This window comes from Enterobacter sp. MGH 24 (assembly GCF_000493015.1).
In the GTDB taxonomy this organism is placed as follows: Bacteria; Pseudomonadota; Gammaproteobacteria; order Enterobacterales; family Enterobacteriaceae; genus Enterobacter.
In genome coordinates, this window is record NZ_KI535657.1 from 2,922,045 (window position 1) to 2,946,534 (window position 24,490).

Genomic DNA, 24,490 nt, shown 5'->3' on the forward strand with positions numbered 1-24,490 from the left:
TTTATCCTCGTAAGGTCGCGGTTAACCCTTTCTGGCAGGCGTACTGCTGCGCGAAGTCCAGCAGGGCAGGGTTATCCAGCGGTTTGTCAGGGGCAGAGTAGGGTTGGCCGAGCAGGGTGTATTTGTTCATGCCCAGCGTGTGATACGGCAGAAAATGAATATCCTCGACGCCGAGCTCGTCGGCAGCGAAATTGGTAATGGCGGTAACAGAGGCTTCATCGGCGTTAAAGCCCTGGATCAGCGGCACGCGGATGGTGATTTTTTTCCCGGCCGCGGCAAGGCGCTTCAGGTTGTCCAGGATCCGCTTAGCCGAACCGTCCGTCCACTGCTTGAAGACGTCACCGTCGACGTGCTTCAGGTCGGCGAGGAAGAGATCGACGTAGGGTAATGACGGCTCAATATAGTGCCACGGCACGTGAAGGCAGGTTTCGACGGCGGTGTGGATCCCCTGTTCGTGGCTGGCTTTAAACAGGGCGTGCGCCAGCTCGGGGTTCATAAACGGCTCGCCGCCGGAGAGGGTGATCCCGCCGCCGCTGCGGTCGTAGAAGGGTTTATCGCGCAGTACGGTCGCCATGATCTCCTCGACCTGCTGTTCTTCACCGCAGACGGTGAGCGCCTGAGTCGGGCAGCAGTCGGTGAGGGCATTGAGCGTCTCTTCACTCAGCTTTTCGCGGTGGATGACCAGCCCGTTCAGCGCACGTTCGACACAGCCCGGTGCCGCCTGCTGGCACAGGTCGCAGCCGTCCAGGCACAGACGCGCATCAAACAGCACGTCCCGGCTGCGGGAGCGGCTTTCCGGGTTCTGACACCAGCGACAGCCCAGCGAGCAGCCTTTCAGGAATACCACGGTTCGAATACCGGGGCCGTCGTGGGTAGAGTAACGCTGAATATTGAAGATCATGATTTCGCCTCGCATCTTGCATATGAAGATTAAATGACTTTCGAATGAAAGTTATCTTGATGCAGGTCAACTACTGAGCAGGTTTTGTCGTGATAGGGTAAGTGCAGGCTAAATTTGAGGGTGACATCATGGAACTTTATCTCGACACATCTGACGTTGCGGCAGTTAAAAAGCTGGCGCGTATCTTCCCGCTGGCGGGCGTGACCACCAACCCAAGCATTGTGGCGGCAGGCAAAACGCCGCTGGACGAGCTGCTGCCTGCGCTGCACGACGCGCTGGGCGGGAAAGGCCGTCTGTTTGCTCAGGTGATGGCGACCACTGCCGAAGGGATGGTGGAGGACGCGCGCAGGCTGCGCGCCATCATTAACGACCTGGTGGTGAAAGTGCCGTTGACCGCAGAGGGGCTGGCGGCAATCAAGATGCTAAAAGCGGAAGGGATCCCGACGCTGGGTACGGCGGTATACGGTGCCGCGCAGGGGATGCTCTCCGCGCTGGCGGGGGCGGAGTATGTGGCACCCTATGTTAACCGCGTGGACGCGCAGGGCGGAGACGGGATCCAGACTGTTGTGGAATTACAGCAACTGCTGACATTGCACGCCCCGCAGTCAAAAGTGCTGGCCGCGAGCTTTAAAACGCCGCGTCAGGCGCTGGACTGCCTGCTGGCAGGGTGCGAGTCCATCACGCTGCCGCTGGACGTGGCGCAGCAGTTTATTACCTCTCCGGCCGTGGATGCGGCGATTGTGAAGTTTGAGCAGGACTGGCAGGGGGCGTTTGGACGGACGTCTATCTAATGCTGTTGCCGGGTGGCGCTGGCGCTTACCCGGCCTACGTTCGAGCCGTTGTAGGTCGGGTAAGGCGGAGCCGCCACCCGACTTTTTATTTGCTACAAACCTCACATCCCGGGTTACGCATCAGCTTCATCTCGCGGAACTGGCAGGTCATCGCGTCATACATCACGATTTTCCCCGCGGCAGGCGTGCCGTAGCGCGCCAGGACTTTGATCGCTTCCATCGCCTGCAGTGAGCCAATCACGCCGACCAGCGGCGCCATCACGCCCGCCTCAACGCAGGACAGGGCGTTCTCGCCGAACAGGCGGCTCAGGCAGCGGTAGCAGGGTTCGCCTTCCGCGTACGTGAAGACGCTGATTTGCCCCTCCATGCGGATCGCCGCGCCGGAGACCAGCGGGATTTTGTGGGCAAAACAGCCCGCGTTGAGCTGGTTACGGACGGCGACGTTATCGGTGCAGTCCAGCACCAGGTCGTGCTGCGCAATCTGCGCGGACAGCGCGTCGTCATCCAGCATCGCGTCAATCAGGGTGAATTCACAATTAGGGTTAATGCGCGCCAGCGCCGTTCGGGCAGAGTCCACTTTCGGCTGTCCAACCGTCGCGTCGCTGTGCAGCGTCTGGCGCTGCAGGTTAGACACCGACACGGTATCGAAATCCAGCAGCGTCATCCTGCCCACGCCCGCTGCGGCAAGGTACTGCGCGGCGGCGCAGCCCAGCCCGCCGAGACCGACGACCAGCACATTGGCTGCCTTAAGCGCTTCCTGACCCTCGAAGTCAAACCCGCGCAGCACAATCTGGCGGTTGTAGCGCATCATCTCCGGGTCGCTCAGTTCCACCGTCATGTCAGCCTCCGAACAGGTGGTTAAAGCGCTCGATCTCAACCCATTCGCCCGCTTCCACATTGCCGCGCTCGCGCTCCAGGACGATAAAACAGTTGCCCTGGCTGAAGGAACTGAAAATGTGCGAGCCTTGGTGCCCGGTGGTGCTCACTTCAAGCTCACCGTCCGCGTTGCGCGCCAGAATGCCGCGCTGGAAATCGAGACGGCCCGGGGATTTTTTCAGGCGCGTGGCGGCGCGCACGCGCTGGCGTTCCGGCAGCGGGTTAGCCTTGTTGCCGGAAAGCTTCGCCAGCAGCGGGATCGCCAGCTGGTAGAAGGTGAGCGCCGCCGAGACCGGGTTACCCGGCAGGCCACAGAACCAGCCGTGCGTGAGCTTGCCAAACGCGAACGGTTTGCCCGGCTTGATCGCCAGCTTCCAGAAGGCGATCTCGCCCAGCTCTTCGAGGATGGTTTTGGTGTAATCCGCTTCGCCCACGGAGACGCCGCCCGAGCTGATGACCACGTCGGCAGCGTTATCCGCCTCGATAAACGCGGCGCGCAGTTTTTCCGGATCGTCAGGAATGATGCCGAGGTTAATCACCTCGCAGCCCAGCTGCTCCAGCATCAGGTGTACCGCCAGGCGGTTGGTATCGTAAATCTGGCCGTCCTGCAGCGGCTGGCCCGGAAGCTGCAGCTCGTCGCCGGTGGAGAAAACGGCAACGCGCACCTTACGGATAACGTCAACTTCCGCGATGCCGAGCGAGGCCAGCACCGGCAGCTCCGCGACCGTCAGCTTTTGCCCGGCGGCAAAGACCGTTGCGCCAAGGGTGATGTCTTCGCCCGTGCGGCGGATGTTCTGGCCCTCTTTGACGCTGGCGGTAAAACGCACGCCGTCGTCGGTCTGTTCGGTCTCTTCCTGCATCACCACGGCGTCGCAGCCAGCCGGAACCGGCGCGCCGGTCATGATGCGTACGCAGGTGCCTGCAGGCCACTCACCGCTAAACGGCTGCCCCGCAAAGGCTTTACCCGCCACCGGCAGGGCGTTACCCGTCTGGAGATCCGCCAGGCGTACCGCGTAACCGTCCATCGCGGAATTATCAAACCCCGGCACGTTAAGCGGAGAGACGATATCGCGTGCGGCAATACGGCCAAAACAGCGCACGAGGGGCAGCGTCTCAACGTCATGCAGCGGGGAAACTCGGTCAAGCATCTGCGTGAGTGCCGTCTCAAGCGGCATCAGTCCGGCGGTAAAATCCATGGTGGGCTCCTGCGGAGTAACAACGAAAGCGCTCATTATGGCAGAAAAGTGCGGCTAACTGTATGACCCGATGGGTGTACGCTTTACATCACAGTTACGTCTTTCTATATTCAAAAATCATCTGAAGTTTCATCGACGATAATGATATTTATAGAAAAAGCCGCAAATCAGGCTAACGGGTGATGCGAATGGTTAATGCGGTAATCGCAATTCATGGTGGCGCCGGGGCAATCACCCGAGCACAGCTCAGTCCCGAGCAGGAAAAGCGCTATATCGACGCGCTGTACGCCATTGTGGAAACGGGCCAGAGAATGCTGGAAGCGGGCGAAAGCGCGCTGGACGTGGTCACCGAGGCGGTGCGCCTGCTGGAAGAGTGCCCGCTCTTTAATGCCGGAATCGGTTCGGTCTTTACCCGGGATGAAACCCACGAGCTGGATGCCTGCGTGATGGACGGCGTCACCCTGAAGGCGGGCGCCGTGGCGGGCGTGAGCCATCTGCGCAATCCGGTGCTGGCGGCGCGTCTGGTGATGGAAGCGAGCCCGCACGTGCTGCTGACGGGGGCCGGGGCAGAGGCGTTTGCCTTCGAGCACGGGATGGAACCGGTATCGCCGGATCTGTTTTCCACGGAAGAACGCTATCGGCAACTGCTGGAAGCCCGTACGGCGGGCATGACGCAGCTTGACCACACTGCGCCGCTGGATGAAACCACCAAAATGGGCACGGTCGGCGCGGTGGCGCTGGATAAGGCCGGAAACCTCGCGGCGGCGACCTCAACGGGCGGGATGACCAACAAGCTGCCCGGGCGCGTCGGCGATAGCCCGCTGCCGGGCGCCGGCTGCTATGCCAATAACGCGACGGCGGCGGTGTCGTGTACCGGAACCGGGGAAGTTTTTATCCGCGCCCTGGCGGCCTACGACATCACCGCGCTGATGGATTACGGCGGTTTAAGCCTCAGCGAAGCCTGCGAGCGCGTGGTGATGGAGAAACTGCCTGCCCTGGGCGGCGTTGGCGGACTCATTGCTGTGGATCGTGAGGGCAACGTGGCGTTGCCGTTCAACAGTGAAGGCATGTATCGCGCCTGGGGTTATGCCGGTGATGAACCGAGCACGGGCATCTATCGTGAATAAGGGGGCAGCGCGTGCCGCACAGTGACGAACTGGACAACCGCGAAGTGCTGGCTGTCCATCAGCTCAATATTGCGTTTCAGGAAGAGCGGCAGTTCATCCCCGCAGTACAGAATTTATCGTTCACGCTCAGGCGCGGCGAGACGCTGGCGATTGTGGGTGAATCCGGCTCCGGTAAATCGGTCACCGCGCTGGCGCTGATGCGCCTGCTGGAGCAGACGGGCGGGCAAATCAGCAGTGAGAAAATGCTCCTGCGCCGCCGCAACCGTCAGGTCATTGATTTAAATGAGCTAAGCGGTTCGCAGATGCAGGGCGTGCGCGGGGCGGATATTGCGATGATCTTCCAGGAGCCGATGACCTCCCTGAACCCGGTTTTTCCGGTCGGGGAACAAATCGCCGAGTCTATCCGCCTGCACCAGGGGCTGAGCGGCGATGAAGCGCTCAAAGAGGCCCGACGGATGCTGGAGCTGGTGCGCATCCCGGAGGCGCAGGCCATTCTGGGGCGCTACCCGCATCAGCTTTCCGGCGGCATGCGCCAGCGGGTGATGATTGCCATGGCGCTCTCCTGCCGTCCGGCGGTGCTGATTGCCGATGAACCAACGACGGCGCTGGACGTTACGATTCAGGCGCAGATCCTGCAGCTCATCAAAGTACTGCAGCAGGAGATGGAGATGGGGGTGATTTTCATCACCCACGATATGGGCGTGGTCGCCGATATCGCCGATAGGGTGCTGGTGATGCACAAGGGCAGCGCGGTGGAAACCGGCCCGGTCGAGCAGATTTTCCACGCGCCCGTGCATCCTTACACCAAAGCGCTGCTGGCGGCGGTTCCGCGTCTGGGGGCGATGAACGGCAGCGATTTGCCGCGCCGCTTCCCCCTGATTTCTCTTAAGGCGTCTGAGCCGCAGGAAGATGCGCGCGAGCAGGACACCGTGGTGCCGGGCAAGCCCATTCTGGAGGTGCGCAATCTGGTCAGCCGTTTTCCGCTGCGCAGCGGCGTGTTGAACCGCGTGAAGCGCGAAGTGCACGCGGTGGAAAACGTCAGTTTCGATCTCTGGCCGGGCGAAACGCTGGCGCTGGTAGGGGAGTCCGGCTGCGGTAAATCCACCACCGGGCGCGCGTTGCTCCGTCTGGTGGAATCACAGGAAGGCAGCATTACCTTTAACGGTGAGCGCATTGATACCCTTCCGGACAGCAGGCTGCAGGCGGTGCGGCGGGATATTCAGTTTATTTTCCAGGATCCGTATGCCTCCCTCGATCCGCGCCATACGGTGGGGTATTCGATCATGGAGCCGCTGCGGGTACATAACCTGCTCGACGGCGAAGCGGCACAGCGTCGCGTGGCCTGGCTGCTGGAGCGCGTCGGCCTGAAGCCGGAGCACGCCTGGCGTTATCCGCACGAATTTTCCGGCGGACAGCGGCAGCGTATCTGCATCGCCCGCGCGCTGGCGCTGAACCCGAAAGTGGTGATTGCCGATGAGTCCGTTTCGGCGCTGGATGTCTCTATCCGGGCGCAGATCATCAACTTATTGCTGGATTTACAGCGGGATATGGGCATCGCCTTCCTGTTTATCTCGCACGATATGGCCGTTGTCGAGCGCATCAGCCATCGCGTGGCGGTGATGTTCATGGGGCAGATCGTGGAGATTGGGCCGCGAAGGGCGGTGTTTGAGAACCCGCAGCACCCGTACACCCGCAAGCTTATCGCGGCGGTCCCGGTTGCCGATCCGGCGCACCGTCACGGCCAGCGCGTGCTGCTGCAGGATGAAATGCCGAGCAATATTCGTAAACGCGGCGAGGCCGTCGAGCGCGTGACGCTTCGCGAGGTCGGTCCGGGTCATTTCGTGGCTCCCCCGCGTCAGGACAATGCGTTTTCGCGGTTATAACTTACAACAGGCAGGAGAACACAATGGTTACTTTTGTAGCGCGTAGATGGTTGTTAGCCGCGAGCGTGACGGCAGCCCTGGCCGCTGCCCCCGCGTTCGCTGCCAAAGACGTGGTGGTTGCCGTCGGCTCGAATTTCACCACGCTCGATCCGTATGACGCCAACGACACGCTCTCTCAGGCGGTGGCGAAATCGTTCTATCAGGGCCTTTTCGGTCTGGATAAAGAGATGAAGCTCAAAAACGTGCTGGCGGAGGGGTATACCGTCTCCGACGACGGGCTGGTGTATACCATTAAGCTCCGCTCCGGCGTGAAGTTCCAGGACGGTACCGATTTCAATGCGGAGGCGGTGAAGGTTAACCTCGATCGCGCCAGCAATCCGGAAAATAGCCTCAAGCGCTATAACCTGTATAAAAATATCGCCAGCACCGAGGTGGTCGACCCGGCAACGGTAAAAATCACTCTGAAAGAGCCGTTCTCCGCGTTTATCAATATTCTGGCGCATCCGGCAACGGCGATGATTTCCCCCGCCGCGCTGAAGAAATACGGCAAGGAGATCGGCTTCCACCCTGTTGGCACCGGCCCTTACGAACTGCTCACCTGGAACCAGACCGATTTTGTGAAGGTGAAGAAATTCGCGGGTTACTGGCAGAAAGGGCTGCCGAAGCTGGACACCATCACCTGGCGTCCGGTGGTGGACAACAACACCCGCGCGGCGATGCTGCAAACCGGCGAGGCGCAGTTTGCCTTCCCGATCCCGTACGAGCAGGCCGCCATTTTGCAGAAAAACAGCAAGCTGGAGCTGGTCGCCAGCCCGTCTATCATGCAGCGCTACATCAGCATGAACGTCACGCAAAAGCCGTTTGATAACCCGAAGGTGCGTGAGGCCATCAACTACGCCATTAACCGCCAGGCACTGGTGAAGGTCGCCTTTGCGGGCTATGCCACCCCGGCCACCGGCGTACTGCCTCCTGCTATTGCATATGCCCAGAGCTATCAGCCGTGGCCGTACGATCCGGCAAAAGCGCGCGAGCTGCTGAAAGAGGCGGGCTTCCCGAACGGGTTCAGCACCACGCTGTGGTCGTCGCATAACCACAGTACCGCCCAGAAGGTGCTGCAGTTTACCCAGCAGCAGCTGGCGCAGGTCGGCATCAAGGCGCAGGTGACCGCGATGGATGCCGGACAGCGTGCGGCAGAAGTAGAGGGGAAAGGGCAGAAAGAGAGCGGGGTGCGGATGTTCTATACCGGCTGGTCGGCCTCGACCGGCGAAGCCGACTGGGCGCTGTCGCCGCTGTTCGCCTCGCAGAACTGGCCGCCAACCCTGTTCAACACCGCGTTTTACAGCAACCCGCAGGTGGACAAAGACCTGGCCGATGCCCTGAAAACCACCAAACCGGAAGAGAAAGCGCGCCTCTACAAAGACGCGCAGGATATTATCTGGAAAGAGTCACCGTGGGTGCCGCTGGTGGTGGAGAAACTGGTGTCAGCCCATAACAAAGCGTTAACCGGGTTCTACATCATGCCGGACACGGGCTTTAGCTTTGACGATGCGGATTTAAAATAAACCTCATGCTGAATTATGTTTGTAAACGCCTGCTGGGGCTTATTCCGACGCTGCTGATTGTGGCGGTTCTGGTGTTTTTATTTGTCCATATGCTGCCGGGCGATCCGGCGCGCCTGGTTGCCGGGCCCGAAGCGGATGCCACCGTTATTGACATGGTGCGTAAACAGCTTGGCCTCGACCAGCCGCTGTATCTGCAGTTCATCCATTATATCTGCAACGTTCTGCAGGGCGATTTTGGTATCTCGATGGTGTCGCGCCGTCCGGTGTCGGAGGAGATTGCCAGCCGCTTTATGCCGACGTTCTGGTTAACGATTGCCAGCATGAGCTGGGCGGTCTTGTTTGGGCTTGGCGCCGGGATTGTCGCGGCCGTCTGGCGCAACCGCTGGCCGGACAAGCTCGGCATGGCCCTGGCGGTGACCGGCATCTCCTTCCCGGCGTTCGCGCTGGGGATGCTGCTGATGCAGATCTTCTCCGTCGAACTGGGCTGGCTGCCGACCGTCGGGGCCGATACCTGGAAGCATTACATCCTGCCTTCCATGACGCTGGGGGCTGCCGTGTCGGCGGTAATGGCCCGCTTTACCCGCGCCTCGTTCGTTGACGTGCTGAGCGAAGATTATATTCGCACCGCACGGGCGAAAGGGGTTAGCGAGAAGTGGGTCATTCTTAAGCACGGGTTTCGCAATGCGATGATCCCGGTGGTGACGATGATGGGGCTGCAGTTTGGCTTCCTGCTGGGCGGCTCTATCGTCGTGGAGAAGGTCTTCAACTGGCCGGGGCTGGGACGCCTGCTGGTCGATTCCGTCGAGATGCGCGACTACCCGGTCATTCAGGCGGAAGTCCTGCTTTTCTCGCTGGAGTTTATCCTTATCAACTTAGTGGTGGATGTGCTCTACGCCGCCATTAACCCGGCCATCAGGTACAAGTAAGATGCGATTGTTGAACTGGCGACGTCAGGCCGTTTTAAACGCTATGCCGGGGCTCAAACCGGAACATATCCGCACGCCGTGGTCAGAATTCTGGCGGCGTTTTCGCCGTCAGCCGGTCGCAATGGCGGCGGGGCTGTTTGTGCTGCTGCTGATCGCGGTGGCGATCGTTGCGCCGTGGGTGGCGCCGTTTGATGCGGAAAACTATTTTGACTACGACCGTCTGAACGACGGACCCTCAATGCTGCACTGGTTCGGCGTGGACTCCCTCGGGCGCGATATCTTCAGCCGCGTGCTGGTCGGGGCGCAGATCTCGCTCGCCGCCGGGGTGTTCGCGGTGCTGATCGGCGCGGCCATCGGTACCGTGCTGGGTCTGGTTGCCGGGTATTACGAAGGCTGGTGGGACCGCATCATCATGCGCATCTGCGATGTGCTGTTTGCCTTCCCCGGCATTCTGCTGGCGATAGCGGTGGTGGCAATAATGGGCAGCGGCATGGCGAACGTTATTATCGCGGTGGCGGTCTTTTCGATTCCGGCGTTCGCGCGCCTGGTGCGCGGCAACACGCTGGTGCTGAAGCAGCAGACCTTTATCGAATCCGCCCGCAGCATGGGGGCCAGCGACGCCACGATCCTGTTCAGCCATATTCTGCCGGGTACGGTGTCGTCCATCGTGGTCTATTTCACCATGCGTATCGGCGTGTCGATTATCTCGGCGGCCAGCCTGTCGTTTCTGGGGTTAGGGGCGCAGCCTCCAACGCCGGAGTGGGGCGCCATGCTGAACGAGGCGAGGGCGGATATGGTGATTGCACCGCACGTGGCCATCTTCCCGAGCCTGGCGATTTTCCTGACCGTGCTGGCGTTTAACCTGCTGGGTGACGGGCTGCGCGACGCGCTGGATCCGAGGATTAAGGGGTAGGGCAGTGAAATGTGCCGGGTGGCGGCTACGCCTTACCCGGCCTACAACAGAGGGGGAGATTAAACCCGGCTACCCCACAGGTCATACTCGTCCGCGTTTTCAACCTTCACGCGAATAATATCACCCGGCTTAACGCTGGTTTCGCCGTTCAGGTACACCGCGCCGTCGATTTCAGGGGCATCCGCCATGCTGCGGCCAATCGCGCCTTCTTCGTCCACTTCGTCAATGATGACCATGATCTCGCGGCCCACTTTTTCCTGCAGACGCTCGGCAGAGATCTGCTGCTGCAGCTGCATGAAGCGGTTCCAGCGCTCCTCTTTCACCTCTTCCGGCACCTGGTCCGCCAGCTCGTTGGCGGTTGCGCCTTCTACCGGGCTGTACTTGAAGCAGCCTACGCGGTCCAGACGGGCTTCTTTCAGGAAATCGAGCAGCATCTGGAAGTCTTCTTCGGTTTCACCCGGGAAGCCGACGATGAAGGTGGAGCGCAGGGTCAGATCCGGGCAGATCTCGCGCCACTGCTTGATGCGCGCCAGCTGGCGATCAACGGAGCCAGGACGCTTCATCAGCTTCAGGATACGCGGGCTGGCGTGCTGCAGCGGGATATCCAGGTACGGCAGAATTTTGCCTTCCGCCATCAGCGGGATCACGTCGTCAACGTGCGGGTATGGATAGACGTAATGCAGACGCGTCCAGATACCAAGCTTAGACAGCTGTTCGCACAGGCCCACCATGCTGGTTTTCACCGGCTCGCCGTTGTGGAAACCAGAGCGATGCTTAACGTCCACGCCGTAGGCGGAGGTGTCCTGGGAGATGACCAGCAGCTCCTTCACGCCCGCGTCGGCCAGACGTTTAGCTTCCGCCAGCACTTCACCAATCGGACGGCTCACCAGATCGCCACGCATGGACGGGATGATGCAGAAGGTGCAGCGATGGTTACAGCCTTCGGAAATTTTCAGGTACGCGTAGTGGCGCGGCGTCAGCTTCACGCCCTGTTCCGGCACCAGGCTCAGGAACGGGTTGTGCTTTGGTTTTGGCACGTAGTGATGAACATGTTGCAGCACCTGCTCGTAGCTGTGCGGGCCGGTGATCTCCAGCACCTTCGGGTGCACTTCGCGGATCTGGTCTTCTTTCGCGCCCAGACAGCCGGTGACGATCACTTTGCCGTTTTCCGTCAGGGCTTCACCGATGGCTTCCAGTGACTCCTGAACCGCGCTGTCGATAAACCCGCAGGTATTCACGATCACCATATCGGCGTTGTCGTAGCTTGGCACCACGTCATAGCCCTCGGTGCGCAGTTCGGTCAGGATGCGTTCTGAATCCACCAGGTTTTTCGGGCAGCCCAGGGAGACGAAGCCGATTTTCGGCTGGTGCGTAACATTGCTCATAGGTTAAAAATTCATCAATTATGGAGTTATCAGGGCGGGATTTTACAGCGTATCGCGGGGGATTTATACACTCTTTGCAAGGCGGATGCGTCGGGCAGACGTTGTAACATTGTAAATAATGTTAATCAGTTAATAAAAATTGATCCCAGGCATTAAACTGTACAAAAAATGTACTTATCCTGATTATGCACAATGGCTGACAGAGGAGGAAAGAGCATGACCGTTGACAGACTAAAACGCGATCTGCTTAACAAGCTGATCAACGCCCGAATCGACCTGGCCGCGTACCTGCAGTTGAGGAAGGCAAAAGGGTATATGTCAGTCAGCGAAAGCGAACATCTGCGTGATAACCTGTTTGAACTTTGCAATTTCATGCGTGAAAAAGCACCGACCCTGAAGGCGAAATACGGCGAAAGTGAGCTAATCGCCCTGCGACGCGCCGCTGAGGTGCTCTCCATCGCTGGGGTATGTTTGATGAATGGACGCCACGACTGCCCGAATTTTATCGCTGTTAACGCGGAGAAGCTTGAAAACTGCCTGACCACGCTCTCTCTATGCATCATGTGCCTGAACGAGCACGAGAAGCTTGAACAGCACTGACCCAGGGGGAGGCAACTCCCCCTTCTGATTAAGCTTTTGTAAAAGTGGTAACGCGCCCGGATGCAGTGGCTAACCTTTATGCCATATGCCGATAAAGGAGCGCGTTATGCCTCGATCCTCGCTAATTTCCCTGCCTGCGTTGTTCATTCCGTTTTCGCTTCTTGCCGCGCCAGAGGCCGTCAAGGTCGAGGTGCTGCAAAATAAACTCGATCACCCCTGGTCTCTGGCGTTTCTGCCGGACAATAAAGGCCTGCTGGTGACCCTGAAGGGCGGTCAGCTCAAACGCTGGCAGGCCGGCAAAGGGCTGTCCGATCCGATTGTCGGCGTGCCGAAGGTCTGGGCAAACGGTCAGGGAGGATTACTGGACGTAGTCCTCGCCCCGGATTTTGAACAATCGCGCCGCATCTGGCTGAGCTTCGCCGAGGCCGGGAGTGACGGCAAAGCCGGCACGGCGGTGGGCTATGGCCGGTTAAGCGACGACTTTACGCGCATTGAAGCCTTCCAGGTGGTGTTCCGCCAGATGCCGAAACTCTCTACCGGTAACCATTTTGGTGGGCGACTGGTGTTCGACGGCAAAGGCGCGCTCTTTATCGGACTCGGCGAGAATAACCAGCGGCCCACGGCGCAGGACCTGGACAAATTACAGGGTAAAGTGGTGCGCCTCACCGAAGACGGCAAAGTGCCGCCGGATAACCCCTTTGTGAATACTCCCGGCGCGCGGCCCGAAATCTGGTCTTACGGTATTCGCAACCCGCAGGGGATGGCGATGAACCCCTGGAGCGACGCGCTGTGGCTGAATGAGCACGGCCCGCGCGGCGGGGATGAGATCAACATCCCGGAGAAAGGAAAGAACTACGGCTGGCCGCTGGCGACGCACGGCATTAACTACAGCGGTCTGAAAATTCCGGAAGCCAAAGGCGAGCACGTTGAGGGAACTGAAAAACCGCTGTTCGTCTGGAAAGTGTCACCTGCCGTGAGCGGCATGGCGTTCTACAACAGCGACGTTTTCCCGCAGTGGAAAAACAAGCTGTTTATTGGGGCGCTGAAGGAAAAGGACGTTATCGTGCTGAGCGTGGAGGGCAATAAGGTAACGGAGGACGGGCGAATTCTGGGCGACCGGAATCAACGTATTCGTGATGTGCGGGTGGGGCCGGACGGCTATTTATATGTGCTGACCGACGAGACGGACGGGCAGCTGTTGAAAGTCAGCCCGTCCGGCGCGTGATCAGGTGACCGGGATCATTACCACGTTGCAGTATGCCGGGCGATCGCTCAGCTGTTTTAGCCAGCGCTCAAGGTGAGGGCGCGGCGTCCACGTCAGGCCCATATTGGTCAGGTTCCAGACGAACGGCGCCACGGCAATATCGCCCACGCCGAACGCCTCACCGGAGAACCAGGCGTGCTTCGCCAGCTCGTCATCCATCATCGCAAACAGGTTTTCGCACGCGTCCTGAGCGGCATGAATGGCCGGATAGTCGCGCTCGGCTTCCGGCGTACGGATAAGCCCCATCAGGATCACGCGGTGGGTTGGCGATAGGGTCTGATTCGCCCAGTCCATCCACTTTTCACCCTGGGCGCGACGGGCCGGGCTTTCTACCCACAGGCGGCCCTGACCATACTGGGCGGCGAGGTAACGCACAATGGTGTTGGATTCCCAAAGCGTCGCGTCTGTTTCATCATCGCGCAGCAGCGGCACCAGGCCGTTCGGGTTCATGGCCAGATAGTCGGACTCTTTGTTCACGCCGAACGACATGCCGGCCATGATTTGATTGAACGGTAAATCCAGCTCTTCCAGCGTCCAGAGCACTTTTTTAACGTTGGTCGAGTTGTTCCTGCCCCAAAGCGTAATCATATTTACTCCTGATGAGATGTGAATCCGGGTCAGCTTTCGCCATGGTGAGATAAACCTAACAATTACGCAACAGAAGACAAAAAAATCGTCTTAATCAAAGCGTATCTGGATGTTATTGCATAAACTTTAATAACTTTACCCTCGTTGGGTTTCTTTAACCGTTTTAGTGCGCTATTACTCATCGCTTCTTGCGACACGGTGATGTGACGTAATTTTTGAATGGACACTCGGGTGGCATTTATGACGCGTAAAATGACTTCTCTGCGCAGCCTGGCGGCAGGCTCTGCGCTCCTTTTCCTGTTTGCACCAACTCTCTATGCAGCTGAGCAGGCTGCACCCGAAGCGCCGCCTGTGGATGCGCGCGCCTGGATCCTGATGGATTATTCCAGCGGTAAAGTGCTGGCGGAAGGGAATGCGGATGAGAAACTCGATCCGGCAAGCCTGACCAAAATCATGACCAGCTATGTGGTCGGCCAGGCGTTGAAAGCGGGCAAAATTAAGCTGGACGATATGGTTACCATCGGGAAGGATGCCTGGGCGACCGGCAACCCGGCGCTGCGCGGGTCTTCCGTGATGTTCCTGAAGCCGGGCGATCAGGTTTCCGTATCTGATTTGAATAAAGGGGTGATTATCCAGTCCGGGAACGACGCCTGTATTGCGCTGGCGGATTACGTCGCGGGAAGTCAGGATTCATTTATCGGTCTGATGAATGGCTACGCGCAAAAGCTGGGCCTGACCAACACCACCTTTAAAACCGTTCACGGCCTGGATGCGCCGGGCCAGTTCAGCACCGCGCGCGACATGGCGCTGCTGGGGAAAGCGCTTATTCACGACGTGCCGGATGAATACGCCATCCATAAAGAGAAAGAGTTTACCTTCAATAAAATCCGCCAGCCGAACCGCAACCGTCTGCTGTGGAGCAGCAACGTTAACGTGGACGGGATGAAAACCGGCACCACGGCGGGTGCAGGCTATAACCTGGTGGCCTCCGCGACGCAGGGCGACATGCGTCTGATTTCGGTGGTGCTGGGGACCAAAACCGACCGTATTCGCTTTAACGAATCAGAAAAACTGCTGACCTGGGGCTTCCGCTTCTATGAAACCGTGACGCCGATTAAACCGGATGCCACGTTCGTCAGCCAGCGCGTCTGGTTTGGCGACAAGAGCGAAGTGAATCTGGGCGCGGGTGAAGCAGGATCGGTGACCATTCCGCGCGGTCAGCTGAAAAACCTGAAGGCCAGCTATACCCTGACCGATCCGCAGCTCACCGCGCCGCTGAAGAAAGGCCAGGTGGTCGGGACGATTGATTTCCAGCTGAACGGCAAGTCGATTGAACAGCGTCCGCTGATTGTGATGGAAGCGGTGGAAGAGGGCGGCTTCTTCAGCCGGATGTGGGACTTCGTGATGATGAAATTCCACGGGTGGTTTGGCAGCTGGTTCAACTAAGTTTTTGCCGGGTGGCGCTGCGCTTACCCGGCCTACGTTCGAGCCGCTGTAGGCCGGGTAAGGCAAAGCCGCCACCCGGCATAACCTCAATACATCAACTTCACCTGCTGCGCCTTCGCATGCGCCACAATCTCGTCGTCCGGGCGGCAGTCGCTGACGATGGCGTTAAACTGCGACAGTTCGCCCATTCTTGCCGAACGCACCTTACCAAACTTGCTGTGGTCAACCACCAGCACATGGTACTGCGCGGCGCTCAACGCCCAGTGCTTCACCGGCAGCTCTTCCAGATTAAAGCAGGTTGCCCCCTGGCGCACATTAACGCCTGCGGCGGAATAAAACGCGATGTCCGGGCAGAGATTGCTGAGCGTGTCCTGGAGATTAAGCGGCTTAAAGATGGCGTTGCTGGCGTGAAACTCGCCGCCGCAGAGGATCACCCGGCACTCGGGTTTCTCCTGAAGCGCCAGAAAGGTATTCAGGGAGTAGCACACGGCGGTAAAAGGGATGCTGCTGTCGATGGCTTCGATAATCCACGGCGTGGTGGTGCCGCAGTCAAAAAACAGCGTCTGGTGCGGCTGTACCAGCGAGGCCGCAAGCCGGGCGGCTTTACGTTTCTCTTCCACCAGGCGCGTCTTCTGGTCGCTGATCAGATAATGGCTGGCGCTTCGCGGCTCAAGCACAATATACCCGCCGAGCAGCACGACGGGCGCGCTTTCGCTGTTCAGATCCCGACGAATGGTCATCTCTGAGACGCCGAGGAGGTTGGCGGCTTCCTTAAGATGCAGCTTATCGCTGCGCTTCAGCGCATGTAGCAGCTGAGCAATGCGGTCATCGCGACGTGTTTCCATAGTTCCTCGGGATAAAAAAGTGAACCCCCGCAGGGCGGGGGTTCAAGTGTAACCTGTCAGGTTGGGGTTAGTCACGTATCCAGCCTTTGCGGATCGGGATAGCAAAAATGGCGCGATAGAGTGAAGACAGCGTGCGGTAGAGCGCTTCACCGAAGAGACTCCACAGAATAGACGCGCTCACGCAGCCGATCAGCCCCACCAGGAAACCGCCCACCATATCCAGCGGCCAGTGAACGCCCAGGTAAATGCGAGACCAGGCGATAGCCAGAGCCGCCACCATCAGGACCGCACCCGACCACAGGCGATGCCAGAACAGGAAAGCCAGCGCGAAGGTGAAGATCACCGTTCCGTGATCGCTCGGGAACGAGTCATCCGGCGCGTGGTGAAGGAAGGTATAGCCGACATGATCGACAAAAGGACGATCGTGCGGGAAGGCGTGACCCAGAATGTAGCTCAGCAGTACGCTTACCCCGAGCGCCATCGCCACTTTAATCACCAGCTGGCGCTGCGCCTTCACCTGGCTGCGGGGCCCCCATAGCCAGAGGATGGCAGCCAGTGCAGGCACGATACCGATCAGATCTTTTGCCAGAAAGGTGGCAAAATCGATCGTCCACTCAGGCGAGGCTGGCGTGGCGTTGATCAGATAAAACAGCTGATAATTCAAATTCTCTAACATAGCGTTATCACTCTTTAGCAAACCGGGCGGAAACCAGTCCGTAGACCACCACCTGGGAAAACCAGACCCACCACCCAGCCCACAGGTTGTGAGAGAAAAAATGTGCCCCGCGCATGACCTGGCCGTAGCCCATCGCCAAACCTAACACCACGCCCAGCGCGACGAAGCACCAGGCGAGACGCGGACGTTCGCGCCAGAAGGCAAAAAACAGCCCCATCACCATAAAGCCGCTGGAGGCATGACCGCCGGGGAAACAGCGCCCCGGACCGCTGTCAGCAGGGACGGCGCTGAACAGGGGATAAGAGACGGCCTTACCGCCATATTCCACCAGATCCCACGGGCAGCTGTGATGGCTCACGCTTTTCAGCACGCCTACCACCAGCGCGCCAACGCCCATCAGCAGCGCCGCCGTGACCAGCCTTGCGTTACGCTTGTAGGCGCCGTAAAACAGCGCCACGGCGCCTAAGGCGATGGCAATGTACTTCGCCAGACGGTGGTTCAGCAGATCCAGCAGGTGGTCTTTCTGCAGCGGAAAGCTCTGCGTTGCTGCGTCATACCAAAAACCGGTGATCCATCTGTCGAGCGCTTCATTGCGCGATAGCCACGTGAAAATCACGGCAAGGGCGATCAGTATGAAAAGCTGATAACCATAAAAGCGGCCCGGCAAGCGGTAAAGTCGTTTTGTCTTATTTGTCTGTAAGTTAGACAATTCTGAACGGCTGGAAGTGAGTGCCATAATTTGGGGTCGTTGACGAGTAATCGGGCTATCATAAATCTGTCAACTTAAGGAAACCTTAAACGAAGACGATATGTGCTTTATTTCTGTTTATCCTCGATAAATCACTATCTCGGGCAGCGGCATTTCATTAAACTCGTCGCGATTTTGTCATTATTAAGAGATTGCATGTTAAACCGTTCTTCTTCTGGTTCACGTCTGGGTCGTCAGGCGTTGCTTTTCCCCCTGTGTCTGGTGCTCTACGAATTTTCTACCTATATCGGCAACGATATGATCCAGCCCGGTATGCTGGCCGTTGTGGCGCAGTACAACGCGGGAATTGAGTGGGTACCGACCTCCATGACCGCCTATCTGGCCGGCGGCATGTTTTTACAGTGGCTGTTAGGCCCGCTGTCGGATCGTATTGGCCGCCGTCCGGTAATGCTCACGGGCGTGGTGTGGTTTATCGTCACCTGTCTCGCCACGCTGCTGGCGCAAAACATTGAACAATTTACCCTGCTGCGCTTCCTGCAGGGGGTGAGCCTGTGCTTTATCGGCGCCGTGGGGTATGCCGCCATTCAGGAGTCCTTTGAAGAGGCGGTGTGCATCAAAATTACCGCGCTGATGGCGAACGTGGCGCTGATCGCCCCCTTACTCGGGCCGCTGGTGGGGGCCGCGTGGGTGCACGTTGCGCCGTGGGAAGGGATGTTTGTGCTCTTTGCAGTTCTCGCCGCCTTCGCGTTCTTTGGCCTGCACCGCGCGATGCCGGAAACGGCCACCCGCATCGGCGAGAAACTCTCGCTGAAAGAGCTGGGTCGGGATTACAAAGAAGTGCTGAAGAATGGCCGCTTTGTGGCGGGCGCGCTGGCGACCGGATTCGTTAGCCTGCCGCTGCTGGCGTGGATTGCGCAGTCTCCGGTTATTATCATTAGCGGTGAAAAGCTCAGCAGCTACGAGTATGGTCTGCTGCAGGTGCCGATCTTTGGCGCGCTGATTATCGGTAACCTGGTGCTGGCACGCCTGACGTCACGCCGCACCGTGCGTTCACTGATTATCATGGGCGGCTGGCCGATTGCGGCAGGGCTGATTCTGGCTGCGGTGGCGACCGTCGCGTCATCCCACGCCTATCTGTGGATGACGGCGGGGCTGAGCCTCTATGCCTTCGGGATTGGCGTGGCCAACGCCGGGCTGGTGCGCCTGACGCTGTTTGCGAGCGAGATGAGTAAAGGCACGGTCTCAGCGGCGATGGGCATGCTGCAGATGCTGATTTTTACCGTCGGTATCGAGGTGAGCAAGCATGCCTACGCGCTGGGCGGCAACGGGCTGTTCAGCCTGTTTAACCTCGCCAACGGCGTGCTGTGGGTTGGCCTGATGGTGGTGTTCCTGAAAGACAAACGCGTCGGAAACGCCCTGCAACCCTAATCTTTCTTCCCTCTCCCCTTTGGAGAGAGGGCCAGGGTGAGGGGAGAGGGCATCCGACCGCACGGTATCAATTAAACGGCGCCTCCCCGTTCAACACCTTCTCAATCACGTTTAAAACGCCTTCATCGTTATTGTGCGGCGCTTCAAAACGGGCCACCGCTTTAATATGCGGTCTGGCATTCGCCATCGCAAAGCTGAACCCGGACTGACGCAGCATCTCCACGTCGTTGCCGCTGTCGCCGAAAGCCACGACTTCGCTATCGTCTATGCCCCAGCGCTTTTGCAGGATCCGCAGACCGTTGGCTTTATGCACGCCGGGAATGATCAGATCGATACTGCCGTGGCCGGTCGTGACGGGCACCATGATGTCGCTCAGCTTTTCATGCAGCAGCGCCTGAATACGCGGTATTTCTTCGTCAGACACGTTAAGCCCGAACTTGAAGAAAATATCCTCCAGGTTATCAAAATCACTGACCATTTCGAGGCGGTGGTAGTACTTCGCCGCGATATCCTTAAAGCCCTCGTCATAGCATTTCAGCGTGTACGCGCTGCCTTTTCCGCAGGCGATGATCTCAATGCCCGGCACGTCGCTTAACACGTTCGCGACGGTTTCGAAATGGGCTTTCGACAGTTCGCCGTTAAAGACATCTTCTCCTTCGCTCACGACCCAGCCGCCGTTTTCAGCAACGAATGAAATTTCGTGCGCGATCTCCGGGAAAAAGGAGATCAGCTGGTAGTACTGGTTGCCGCTGGCGACCACGAAGCGAATGCCTTGCGCCTTCATGCGGGCGTACTGCACCAGAAAGCGCGGCCGATTATAGGTCTTGGCATCGCTTAAAAAAGTACCATCCATGTCGACGGCGATCAGTTTAACGCTCATATCCCTTCTCCAGTGTCGTTTGATTCGTTTCCGGCTTTGCCACCGCGCGCGCCACCAGCGCCGCGATGATGACCAACCCTAACACCACCAGCATGGCGCTGCGCAGCCCGTAGTGCTCGCCGAGGAAGCCGAGCAGCGGCGGCCCGACCAGGAAGGCAAGATAGCCCGTGGTTGCCACCACGCTGACGCGCGTCGGGGCATCCGGGCCGGTATCGCTGGCGGCGGAAATGGTCAGCGGGAAGCCGAGCGACGCGCCCAGTCCCCAGAGGATCACCGAGACCCCGGCAATCCAGTCCACATCCACAAAGATGATCATCGCGATACCCAGGCCGCCCAGCAGGGCGCTGGCGCGTACCACCGCTACGCGGCTGTAGCGGTCGATAAACCAGCCGCCGGTGAAGCGACCCACGGTCATCCCCAGCGTAAACCCGGCGTAAATCAGCGAGCCGGAGGTCGGGCTAAAGCCGTGACCGTCCACCATCAGCAGCGGCAGCCAGTCGTTGGCGGAACCTTCCGCGAACGCCATCGCCAGCACCACCACGCCGATCAGTATCAGCTGGAAGTCGCGGTAGAAGGGCAGCCCTTTTTCGGCCGAGTGCTGTTCGTCAGCGGAGTTCTTACCGGTGCCGTCCGGGATGGCCCGGATGCCGGTCAGAATCGGAATGATGCACACCAGCGCCGCCAGCAGGATATGCAGATTCGCGCTCACGCCGGTGGCCGTCAGCGCCATCCCCACGCCCGCACCGGCCAGCGTGCCGAGGCTGTAAAAACCGTGCATCATCGGCAGCACGGTTTTGTTCATCTCACGTTCGACCGCTGCTCCTTCAACGTTGATGGCAACTTCCGCCGAACCGAAGCTGCCGCCAAATACCGTCAGCCCCAGGGCGAACAGCACCGGCGACGCACACCACAGCGCCACGCTCAATATTCCCATCCCGAACACGGCAAAGCACATGGTGGTGCGGATCACCGCTCGCGTACCGAAGCGCTTTACCAGCCACGCGGAGCAGAGAATGCCGCTCATGGAGCCTATCGAGAGGCCGAACAGCACGATGCCCATTTCAGCGGTAGAAACGGACAAAATATCGCGAATGGCGGGGGTGCGCGTGGCCCAGGAGGCCATCAGCAGACCGGGAATAAAGAAGAACATAAACAGCGCCCACAGGCGTCGCTGCAGGGTTTTGCGGGGAGAGGTCAGCGTCATTGGGGTAGCACCAGAAGTACAACAATAGCGACAACACTAGCAAGTTTGTGTACATTTGTACATAAACCACGTGAGGAAGTTATGAGCAGACCACCGAACGATCCGCACCGCCGGGAGAAGATCCTGCAGGCAACGCTCGATACCATTGCCGAGCACGGGATTCACGCCGTCACGCACCGTAAAATCGCTACCTGCGCGGGCGTGCCGCTGGGGTCGATGACCTACTATTTCGACGGCATGGAGCCGCTGCTGGAGGAGGCCTTCACGTGGTTTACCCGGCAGATGTCGCAGCAGTACCGGGATTTCTTTGCAGGCGTCACCGGGCCGGAAATGGCGTGTGAATCCATCACCACGCTGATCCACAGCTCCCAGGTGACCACGCCGCACAACATGGCGCTGATGTATCAGCTCTACGCCTTTATGCACCGCAGCGCGGCGCTCAAAACGGTGATGCAGGACTGGATGAAGATGAGCCAGACCACGCTTGAACAGTGGTTCGACCCGGTCACTACCCGCGCGCTGGACGCGTTTATCGAAGGGATGACGCTGCACTATGTCACCGACCGGGCGCCGTTAACCCGCGAAGAGATCCGGGCGATGGTGGGCAGAATTGCGGGCGAGGGCGGCTGCTAGGTTGCGCCCGCGGTCATATTGACGGTAGTTCCCGTGATGGCGCCTGCCGCATCTGAGACCAGAAACGCAATCGTGTCTGCCACCTGCGCCAGCGTCGGCAGGCGATGCGTCAGGGTACTTTGTGCGGCACCGCCGAGAAACTGCTCGACCGTAATCCCCATCGCCTGCGCCTTGGCAGTGAAAATGGTCCCCACATACGAACCCGCCTGCACCGCGTCGGCTATCGCATGCGAACGCACGCAAAGCACGCGTATATTGTGTGTCCCCAGCTCAGCCGCAAGCGCTCGGGTCAAGGCTTCCGTTCCCGCGCAGCCGACGATATGCCCGAGGTGGCCCGCCATCGCCATGTTGGCGGCGGGAGCGACGACGGTAATGATGGCCCCGCCATGCTCGCCGCCCATGCGGGGCGACACGGCTTTCGCAATGTTGAAGTACGCGGCCAGGAAGGGGGTGAAACCCTGCCTGAACTCGTCGAGCGTTAACGCCTCCAGGCGTTTGCCCTGATCGTGCATAAAGCCCGTGGCGTTGACGACGACATCAATACGGGCAAGGTCGGGGAGCTGCGAGGAATCATCGAGCGCATCGAAAACAAACGTGCTGGCAGACCCGCCGTCGGCGAGAATGCTGTCGGCGACCTGCTCGAGCCTGGCGTGGCTGCGCGCGGCGAGGTAGACATCCGCACCCTCGCGCGCCAGAGCGTGCGCCGCTGCGCTGCCGATGGCGCCGCTGCCGCCGAAGATGACGGCGGTTTTGTTTTTCAAGCCCATACCTGCATACCCTCACCAGGATTAACCCTCAGAAGTATGTGCCGGGTTTCGGCTGATGCAACCTGTCTGGCGGGTGGGGTATGCGGCTGGCAGGCCTTACTGCGCCATTATCAATGGGTTACTTTGGCGAGATTTTTTTCCCGCTGGCGTCCACGACGGCTTCGCCATCCTCTTTCTTAAACGCCCCTTTTTGCGCGTCCGGCAGGATATCGAGAACGACTTCAGACGGGCGGCACAGGCGGGTGCCCAGCGGCGTTACCACGATCGGACGGTTAATCAGGATCGGGTGTTGCAGCATAAAATCGATAAGCTGCTCGTCGGTGAAGTTATCTTCAGCAAGGCCGAGCTGTTCATAGGGCTCCACGTTTTTACGTAGCAGATCCCGAACTGAAATGCCCATATCGGCAATCAGGGCGGTCAGCGTATCGTGCGACGGCGGGGTTTCCAGATAGAGGATAATCTCTGGCTCCGTGCCGCTGTTGCGGATCATCTCCAGCGTGTTGCGCGAGGTGCCGCAGGCGGGGTTGTGATAAATGGTGATGTGGCTCATATCAGTGGCTCATTACAGTGTGAAGGAGAGACGTAGCGCCAGCGCGGCGAGCGTCACAAACAGGACCGGCAGCGTCATAATGATGCCCGTCCGGAAATAGTAGCCCCAGGTGATCGTCATGTTCTTCTGCGCCAGCACGTGGAGCCAGAGCAGGGTGGCGAGGCTGCCGATAGGCGTGATTTTCGGCCCCAGGTCGCAGCCAATCACGTTGGCGTAAATCATCGCTTCCTTGATGGGTCCCGTCGCCGTACTGCCCTCGATGGAGAGCGCGCCAATCAGCACCGTGGGCATATTGTTCATTATGGATGACAGAAACGCGGTGATGAATCCGGTCCCCAGCGTGGTGGCCCACAGCCCGTGTCCGGCGAGGTTATTCAATATGCCTGTGTGATAGTCCGTCAGCCCGGCATTGCGCAGGCCATACACCACCAGATACATCCCCAGCGAAAAAATAACGATCTGCCACGGTGCGCCGCGCAGCACTTTCCCTGTGTTTATCGCATGTCCGCGCTTTGCGACAGCGAATAAAATCAGCGCGCCGACGGTCGCAATGGCGCTGACCGGAATGCCGAGAGGTTCAAGTACGAAGAAACCGACGAGCAGAAGCAGCAGGACTATCCAGCCCGTTCTGAAGGTTGGGAGGTCGTGAATGGCCCGGGCGGGCTCGCGAAGTTTTGCCAGGTCATATTCCGGGGGAATTTCCTTGCGAAAGAAGAGATGCAGCATTACCAGCGTTGCGGCAATCGCGGCGATATCTACCGGGATCATCACCGAGGCGTATTCGCTGAACCCCAGCTTAAAGAAGTCTGCCGACACGATGTTGACCAGGTTGGACACAATCAGCGGCAGGCTGGCGGTATCGGCGATAAAACCCGCCGCCATCACAAACGCCAGCGTGGCTTGCTTGCTGAACCCCAGCGCCAGCAGCATGGCGATAACGATAGGGGTCAGGATCAGCGCCGCACCGTCATTGGCAAACAGTGCCGCAACGGCTGCGCCCAGCAGCACGATATACGTAAACAGCAATCGCCCGCGACCGTTCCCCCAGCGGGCAACGTGCAGCGCCGCCCACTCGAAAAAGCCAGACTCATCCAGCAGCAGGCTGATGATAATGACGGCGATGAACGTTGCCGTGGCGTTCCAGACGATATTCCACACCACAGGTATATCGTTAATGTGAATCACGCCGCTGGCCAGCGCCAGCACGGCACCAATGGTGGCGCTCCAGCCGATACTGAGCCCTTTGGGCTGCCAGATGACCAGTACCAGCGTAAACAGAAAAATTGCCCCTGCCAGAAACATCCTTTACTCCGTTATATCTGTTTTTGTGAATGTGTTTT

The 24,490-nt window shown here is 59.1% G+C and carries 24 protein-coding genes; 11 read left to right on the plus strand and 13 right to left on the minus strand.

What is annotated here, in order from left to right:
* Position 1 precedes the first annotated feature (1 nt).
* A complete protein-coding gene (locus L370_RS08200; protein WP_023335034.1) occupies positions 2-901 on the minus strand; it encodes a glycyl-radical enzyme activating protein in 900 nt (299 codons plus the stop codon).
* A gap of 128 nt (positions 902-1,029) precedes the next feature.
* Here L370_RS08200 and fsa point away from each other — a divergent pair, with 128 nt between their 5' ends.
* On the plus strand, positions 1,030-1,692 hold the full coding sequence (gene fsa, locus L370_RS08195; protein WP_023335035.1) for a fructose-6-phosphate aldolase: 663 nt from the start codon (positions 1,030-1,032) through the stop codon (positions 1,690-1,692).
* 85 nt (positions 1,693-1,777) lie between these two features.
* Here the strand turns inward: fsa and moeB are convergent, their stop codons facing one another.
* A complete protein-coding gene (gene moeB / locus L370_RS08190) occupies positions 1,778-2,530 on the minus strand; it encodes a molybdopterin-synthase adenylyltransferase MoeB (RefSeq protein ID WP_023335036.1) in 753 nt (250 codons plus the stop codon).
* Position 2,531: 1 nt separating this feature from the next.
* Entirely contained in the window at positions 2,532-3,764 is a 1,233-nt protein-coding gene (gene moeA / locus L370_RS08185; RefSeq protein WP_023335037.1) for a molybdopterin molybdotransferase MoeA, read from the minus strand.
* Between the two features lie 188 nt (positions 3,765-3,952).
* On the opposite strand from moeA, the gene iaaA reads away from it, so the two are divergent.
* Genes iaaA through gsiD form a run of 5 tightly spaced genes read left to right on the plus strand, consistent with a single transcriptional unit; the run spans position 3,953 to position 10,175 of the window.
* Positions 3,953-4,891 (plus strand): beta-aspartyl-peptidase, encoded by a 939-nt coding sequence (gene iaaA / locus L370_RS08180; protein ID WP_032639150.1) that lies wholly within the window; start codon positions 3,953-3,955, stop codon positions 4,889-4,891.
* Between the two features lie 11 nt (positions 4,892-4,902).
* Entirely contained in the window at positions 4,903-6,774 is a 1,872-nt protein-coding gene (gsiA, locus tag L370_RS08175) for a glutathione ABC transporter ATP-binding protein GsiA (RefSeq protein ID WP_023335039.1), read from the plus strand.
* A 23-nt stretch (positions 6,775-6,797) separates the two neighbouring features.
* Positions 6,798-8,336 carry a glutathione ABC transporter substrate-binding protein GsiB gene (gene gsiB, locus L370_RS08170; RefSeq protein ID WP_023335040.1) on the plus strand — a complete coding sequence of 513 codons (1,539 nt, stop codon included), beginning with the start codon at positions 6,798-6,800 and terminating at the stop codon, positions 8,334-8,336.
* Positions 8,337-8,341: 5 nt separating this feature from the next.
* Complete coding sequence (gene gsiC / locus L370_RS08165; protein ID WP_023335041.1) at positions 8,342-9,262, plus strand: glutathione ABC transporter permease GsiC; 921 nt, start codon at positions 8,342-8,344, stop codon at positions 9,260-9,262.
* A gap of 1 nt (position 9,263) precedes the next feature.
* Positions 9,264-10,175, plus strand: a complete 912-nt coding sequence (gene gsiD, locus L370_RS08160; protein WP_023335042.1) for a glutathione ABC transporter permease GsiD — start codon at positions 9,264-9,266, stop codon at positions 10,173-10,175.
* 59 nt (positions 10,176-10,234) lie between these two features.
* Here gsiD and rimO read toward each other — a convergent pair whose 3' ends face one another.
* Positions 10,235-11,560 carry a 30S ribosomal protein S12 methylthiotransferase RimO gene (gene rimO / locus L370_RS08155; protein ID WP_023335043.1) on the minus strand — a complete coding sequence of 442 codons (1,326 nt, stop codon included), beginning with the start codon at positions 11,558-11,560 and terminating at the stop codon, positions 10,235-10,237.
* A 216-nt stretch (positions 11,561-11,776) separates the two neighbouring features.
* On the opposite strand from rimO, the gene bssR reads away from it, so the two are divergent.
* Together bssR and L370_RS08145 are read left to right on the plus strand one after the other, a co-directional pair.
* Positions 11,777-12,160, plus strand: coding sequence for a biofilm formation regulator BssR (gene bssR, locus L370_RS08150; protein ID WP_023310914.1), 384 nt, complete (start codon positions 11,777-11,779; stop codon positions 12,158-12,160).
* A gap of 106 nt (positions 12,161-12,266) precedes the next feature.
* On the plus strand, positions 12,267-13,385 hold the full coding sequence (locus L370_RS08145; RefSeq protein WP_023335044.1) for a PQQ-dependent sugar dehydrogenase: 1,119 nt from the start codon (positions 12,267-12,269) through the stop codon (positions 13,383-13,385).
* On the opposite strand, the gene L370_RS08140 is transcribed toward L370_RS08145, so the two are convergent.
* Positions 13,386-14,012 (minus strand): glutathione S-transferase family protein, encoded by a 627-nt coding sequence (locus L370_RS08140; protein WP_023335045.1) that lies wholly within the window; start codon positions 14,010-14,012, stop codon positions 13,386-13,388. It abuts the gene before it with no gap.
* A 240-nt stretch (positions 14,013-14,252) separates the two neighbouring features.
* Here L370_RS08140 and dacC point away from each other — a divergent pair, with 240 nt between their 5' ends.
* Entirely contained in the window at positions 14,253-15,458 is a 1,206-nt protein-coding gene (gene dacC, locus L370_RS08135) for a serine-type D-Ala-D-Ala carboxypeptidase (protein ID WP_023335046.1), read from the plus strand.
* Positions 15,459-15,544: 86 nt separating this feature from the next.
* Here dacC and deoR read toward each other — a convergent pair whose 3' ends face one another.
* From deoR to L370_RS08120, 3 genes are all read right to left on the minus strand, one after another.
* Entirely contained in the window at positions 15,545-16,303 is a 759-nt protein-coding gene (deoR, locus tag L370_RS08130; RefSeq protein ID WP_023335047.1) for a DNA-binding transcriptional repressor DeoR, read from the minus strand.
* A 67-nt stretch (positions 16,304-16,370) separates the two neighbouring features.
* A complete protein-coding gene (ybjG, locus tag L370_RS08125; RefSeq protein WP_023335048.1) occupies positions 16,371-16,979 on the minus strand; it encodes an undecaprenyl-diphosphate phosphatase in 609 nt (202 codons plus the stop codon).
* Between the two features lie 7 nt (positions 16,980-16,986).
* Positions 16,987-17,715: a phosphatase PAP2 family protein gene (locus L370_RS08120; RefSeq protein WP_023335049.1), complete on the minus strand. Its 729-nt coding sequence runs from the start codon at positions 17,713-17,715 to the stop codon at positions 16,987-16,989.
* A gap of 168 nt (positions 17,716-17,883) precedes the next feature.
* Here L370_RS08120 and L370_RS08115 point away from each other — a divergent pair, with 168 nt between their 5' ends.
* A complete protein-coding gene (locus L370_RS08115; RefSeq protein WP_023335050.1) occupies positions 17,884-19,116 on the plus strand; it encodes an MFS transporter in 1,233 nt (410 codons plus the stop codon).
* Between the two features lie 67 nt (positions 19,117-19,183).
* On the opposite strand, the gene L370_RS08110 is transcribed toward L370_RS08115, so the two are convergent.
* The gene (locus tag L370_RS08110) at positions 19,184-19,996 is read right to left on the minus strand and encodes a Cof-type HAD-IIB family hydrolase (protein WP_023335051.1); all 813 of its coding nucleotides are present in this window, start codon (positions 19,994-19,996) and stop codon (positions 19,184-19,186) included.
* The gene (locus tag L370_RS08105; RefSeq protein WP_023335052.1) at positions 19,986-21,200 is read right to left on the minus strand and encodes an MFS transporter; all 1,215 of its coding nucleotides are present in this window, start codon (positions 21,198-21,200) and stop codon (positions 19,986-19,988) included. The genes L370_RS08110 and L370_RS08105 overlap by 11 nt, the downstream gene beginning before the upstream one ends.
* Positions 21,201-21,281: 81 nt before the next feature.
* Between L370_RS08105 and L370_RS08100 the strand changes: the two genes are divergently transcribed.
* Positions 21,282-21,833: a TetR/AcrR family transcriptional regulator gene (locus L370_RS08100; RefSeq protein ID WP_023335053.1), complete on the plus strand. Its 552-nt coding sequence runs from the start codon at positions 21,282-21,284 to the stop codon at positions 21,831-21,833.
* Here L370_RS08100 and L370_RS08095 read toward each other — a convergent pair.
* The 3 genes from L370_RS08095 to L370_RS08085 all read right to left on the minus strand — a co-directional run bounded on the left by L370_RS08095 (position 21,830) and on the right by L370_RS08085 (position 24,452).
* The gene (locus L370_RS08095; protein ID WP_023335054.1) at positions 21,830-22,600 is read right to left on the minus strand and encodes an SDR family NAD(P)-dependent oxidoreductase; all 771 of its coding nucleotides are present in this window, start codon (positions 22,598-22,600) and stop codon (positions 21,830-21,832) included. The genes L370_RS08100 and L370_RS08095 overlap by 4 nt on opposite strands.
* A gap of 118 nt (positions 22,601-22,718) precedes the next feature.
* Positions 22,719-23,150 (minus strand): glutaredoxin-dependent arsenate reductase, encoded by a 432-nt coding sequence (arsC, locus tag L370_RS08090; RefSeq protein WP_023335055.1) that lies wholly within the window; start codon positions 23,148-23,150, stop codon positions 22,719-22,721.
* A 12-nt stretch (positions 23,151-23,162) separates the two neighbouring features.
* Positions 23,163-24,452 (minus strand): arsenic transporter, encoded by a 1,290-nt coding sequence (locus L370_RS08085; protein ID WP_023335056.1) that lies wholly within the window; start codon positions 24,450-24,452, stop codon positions 23,163-23,165.
* Positions 24,453-24,490: the final 38 nt, after the last annotated feature.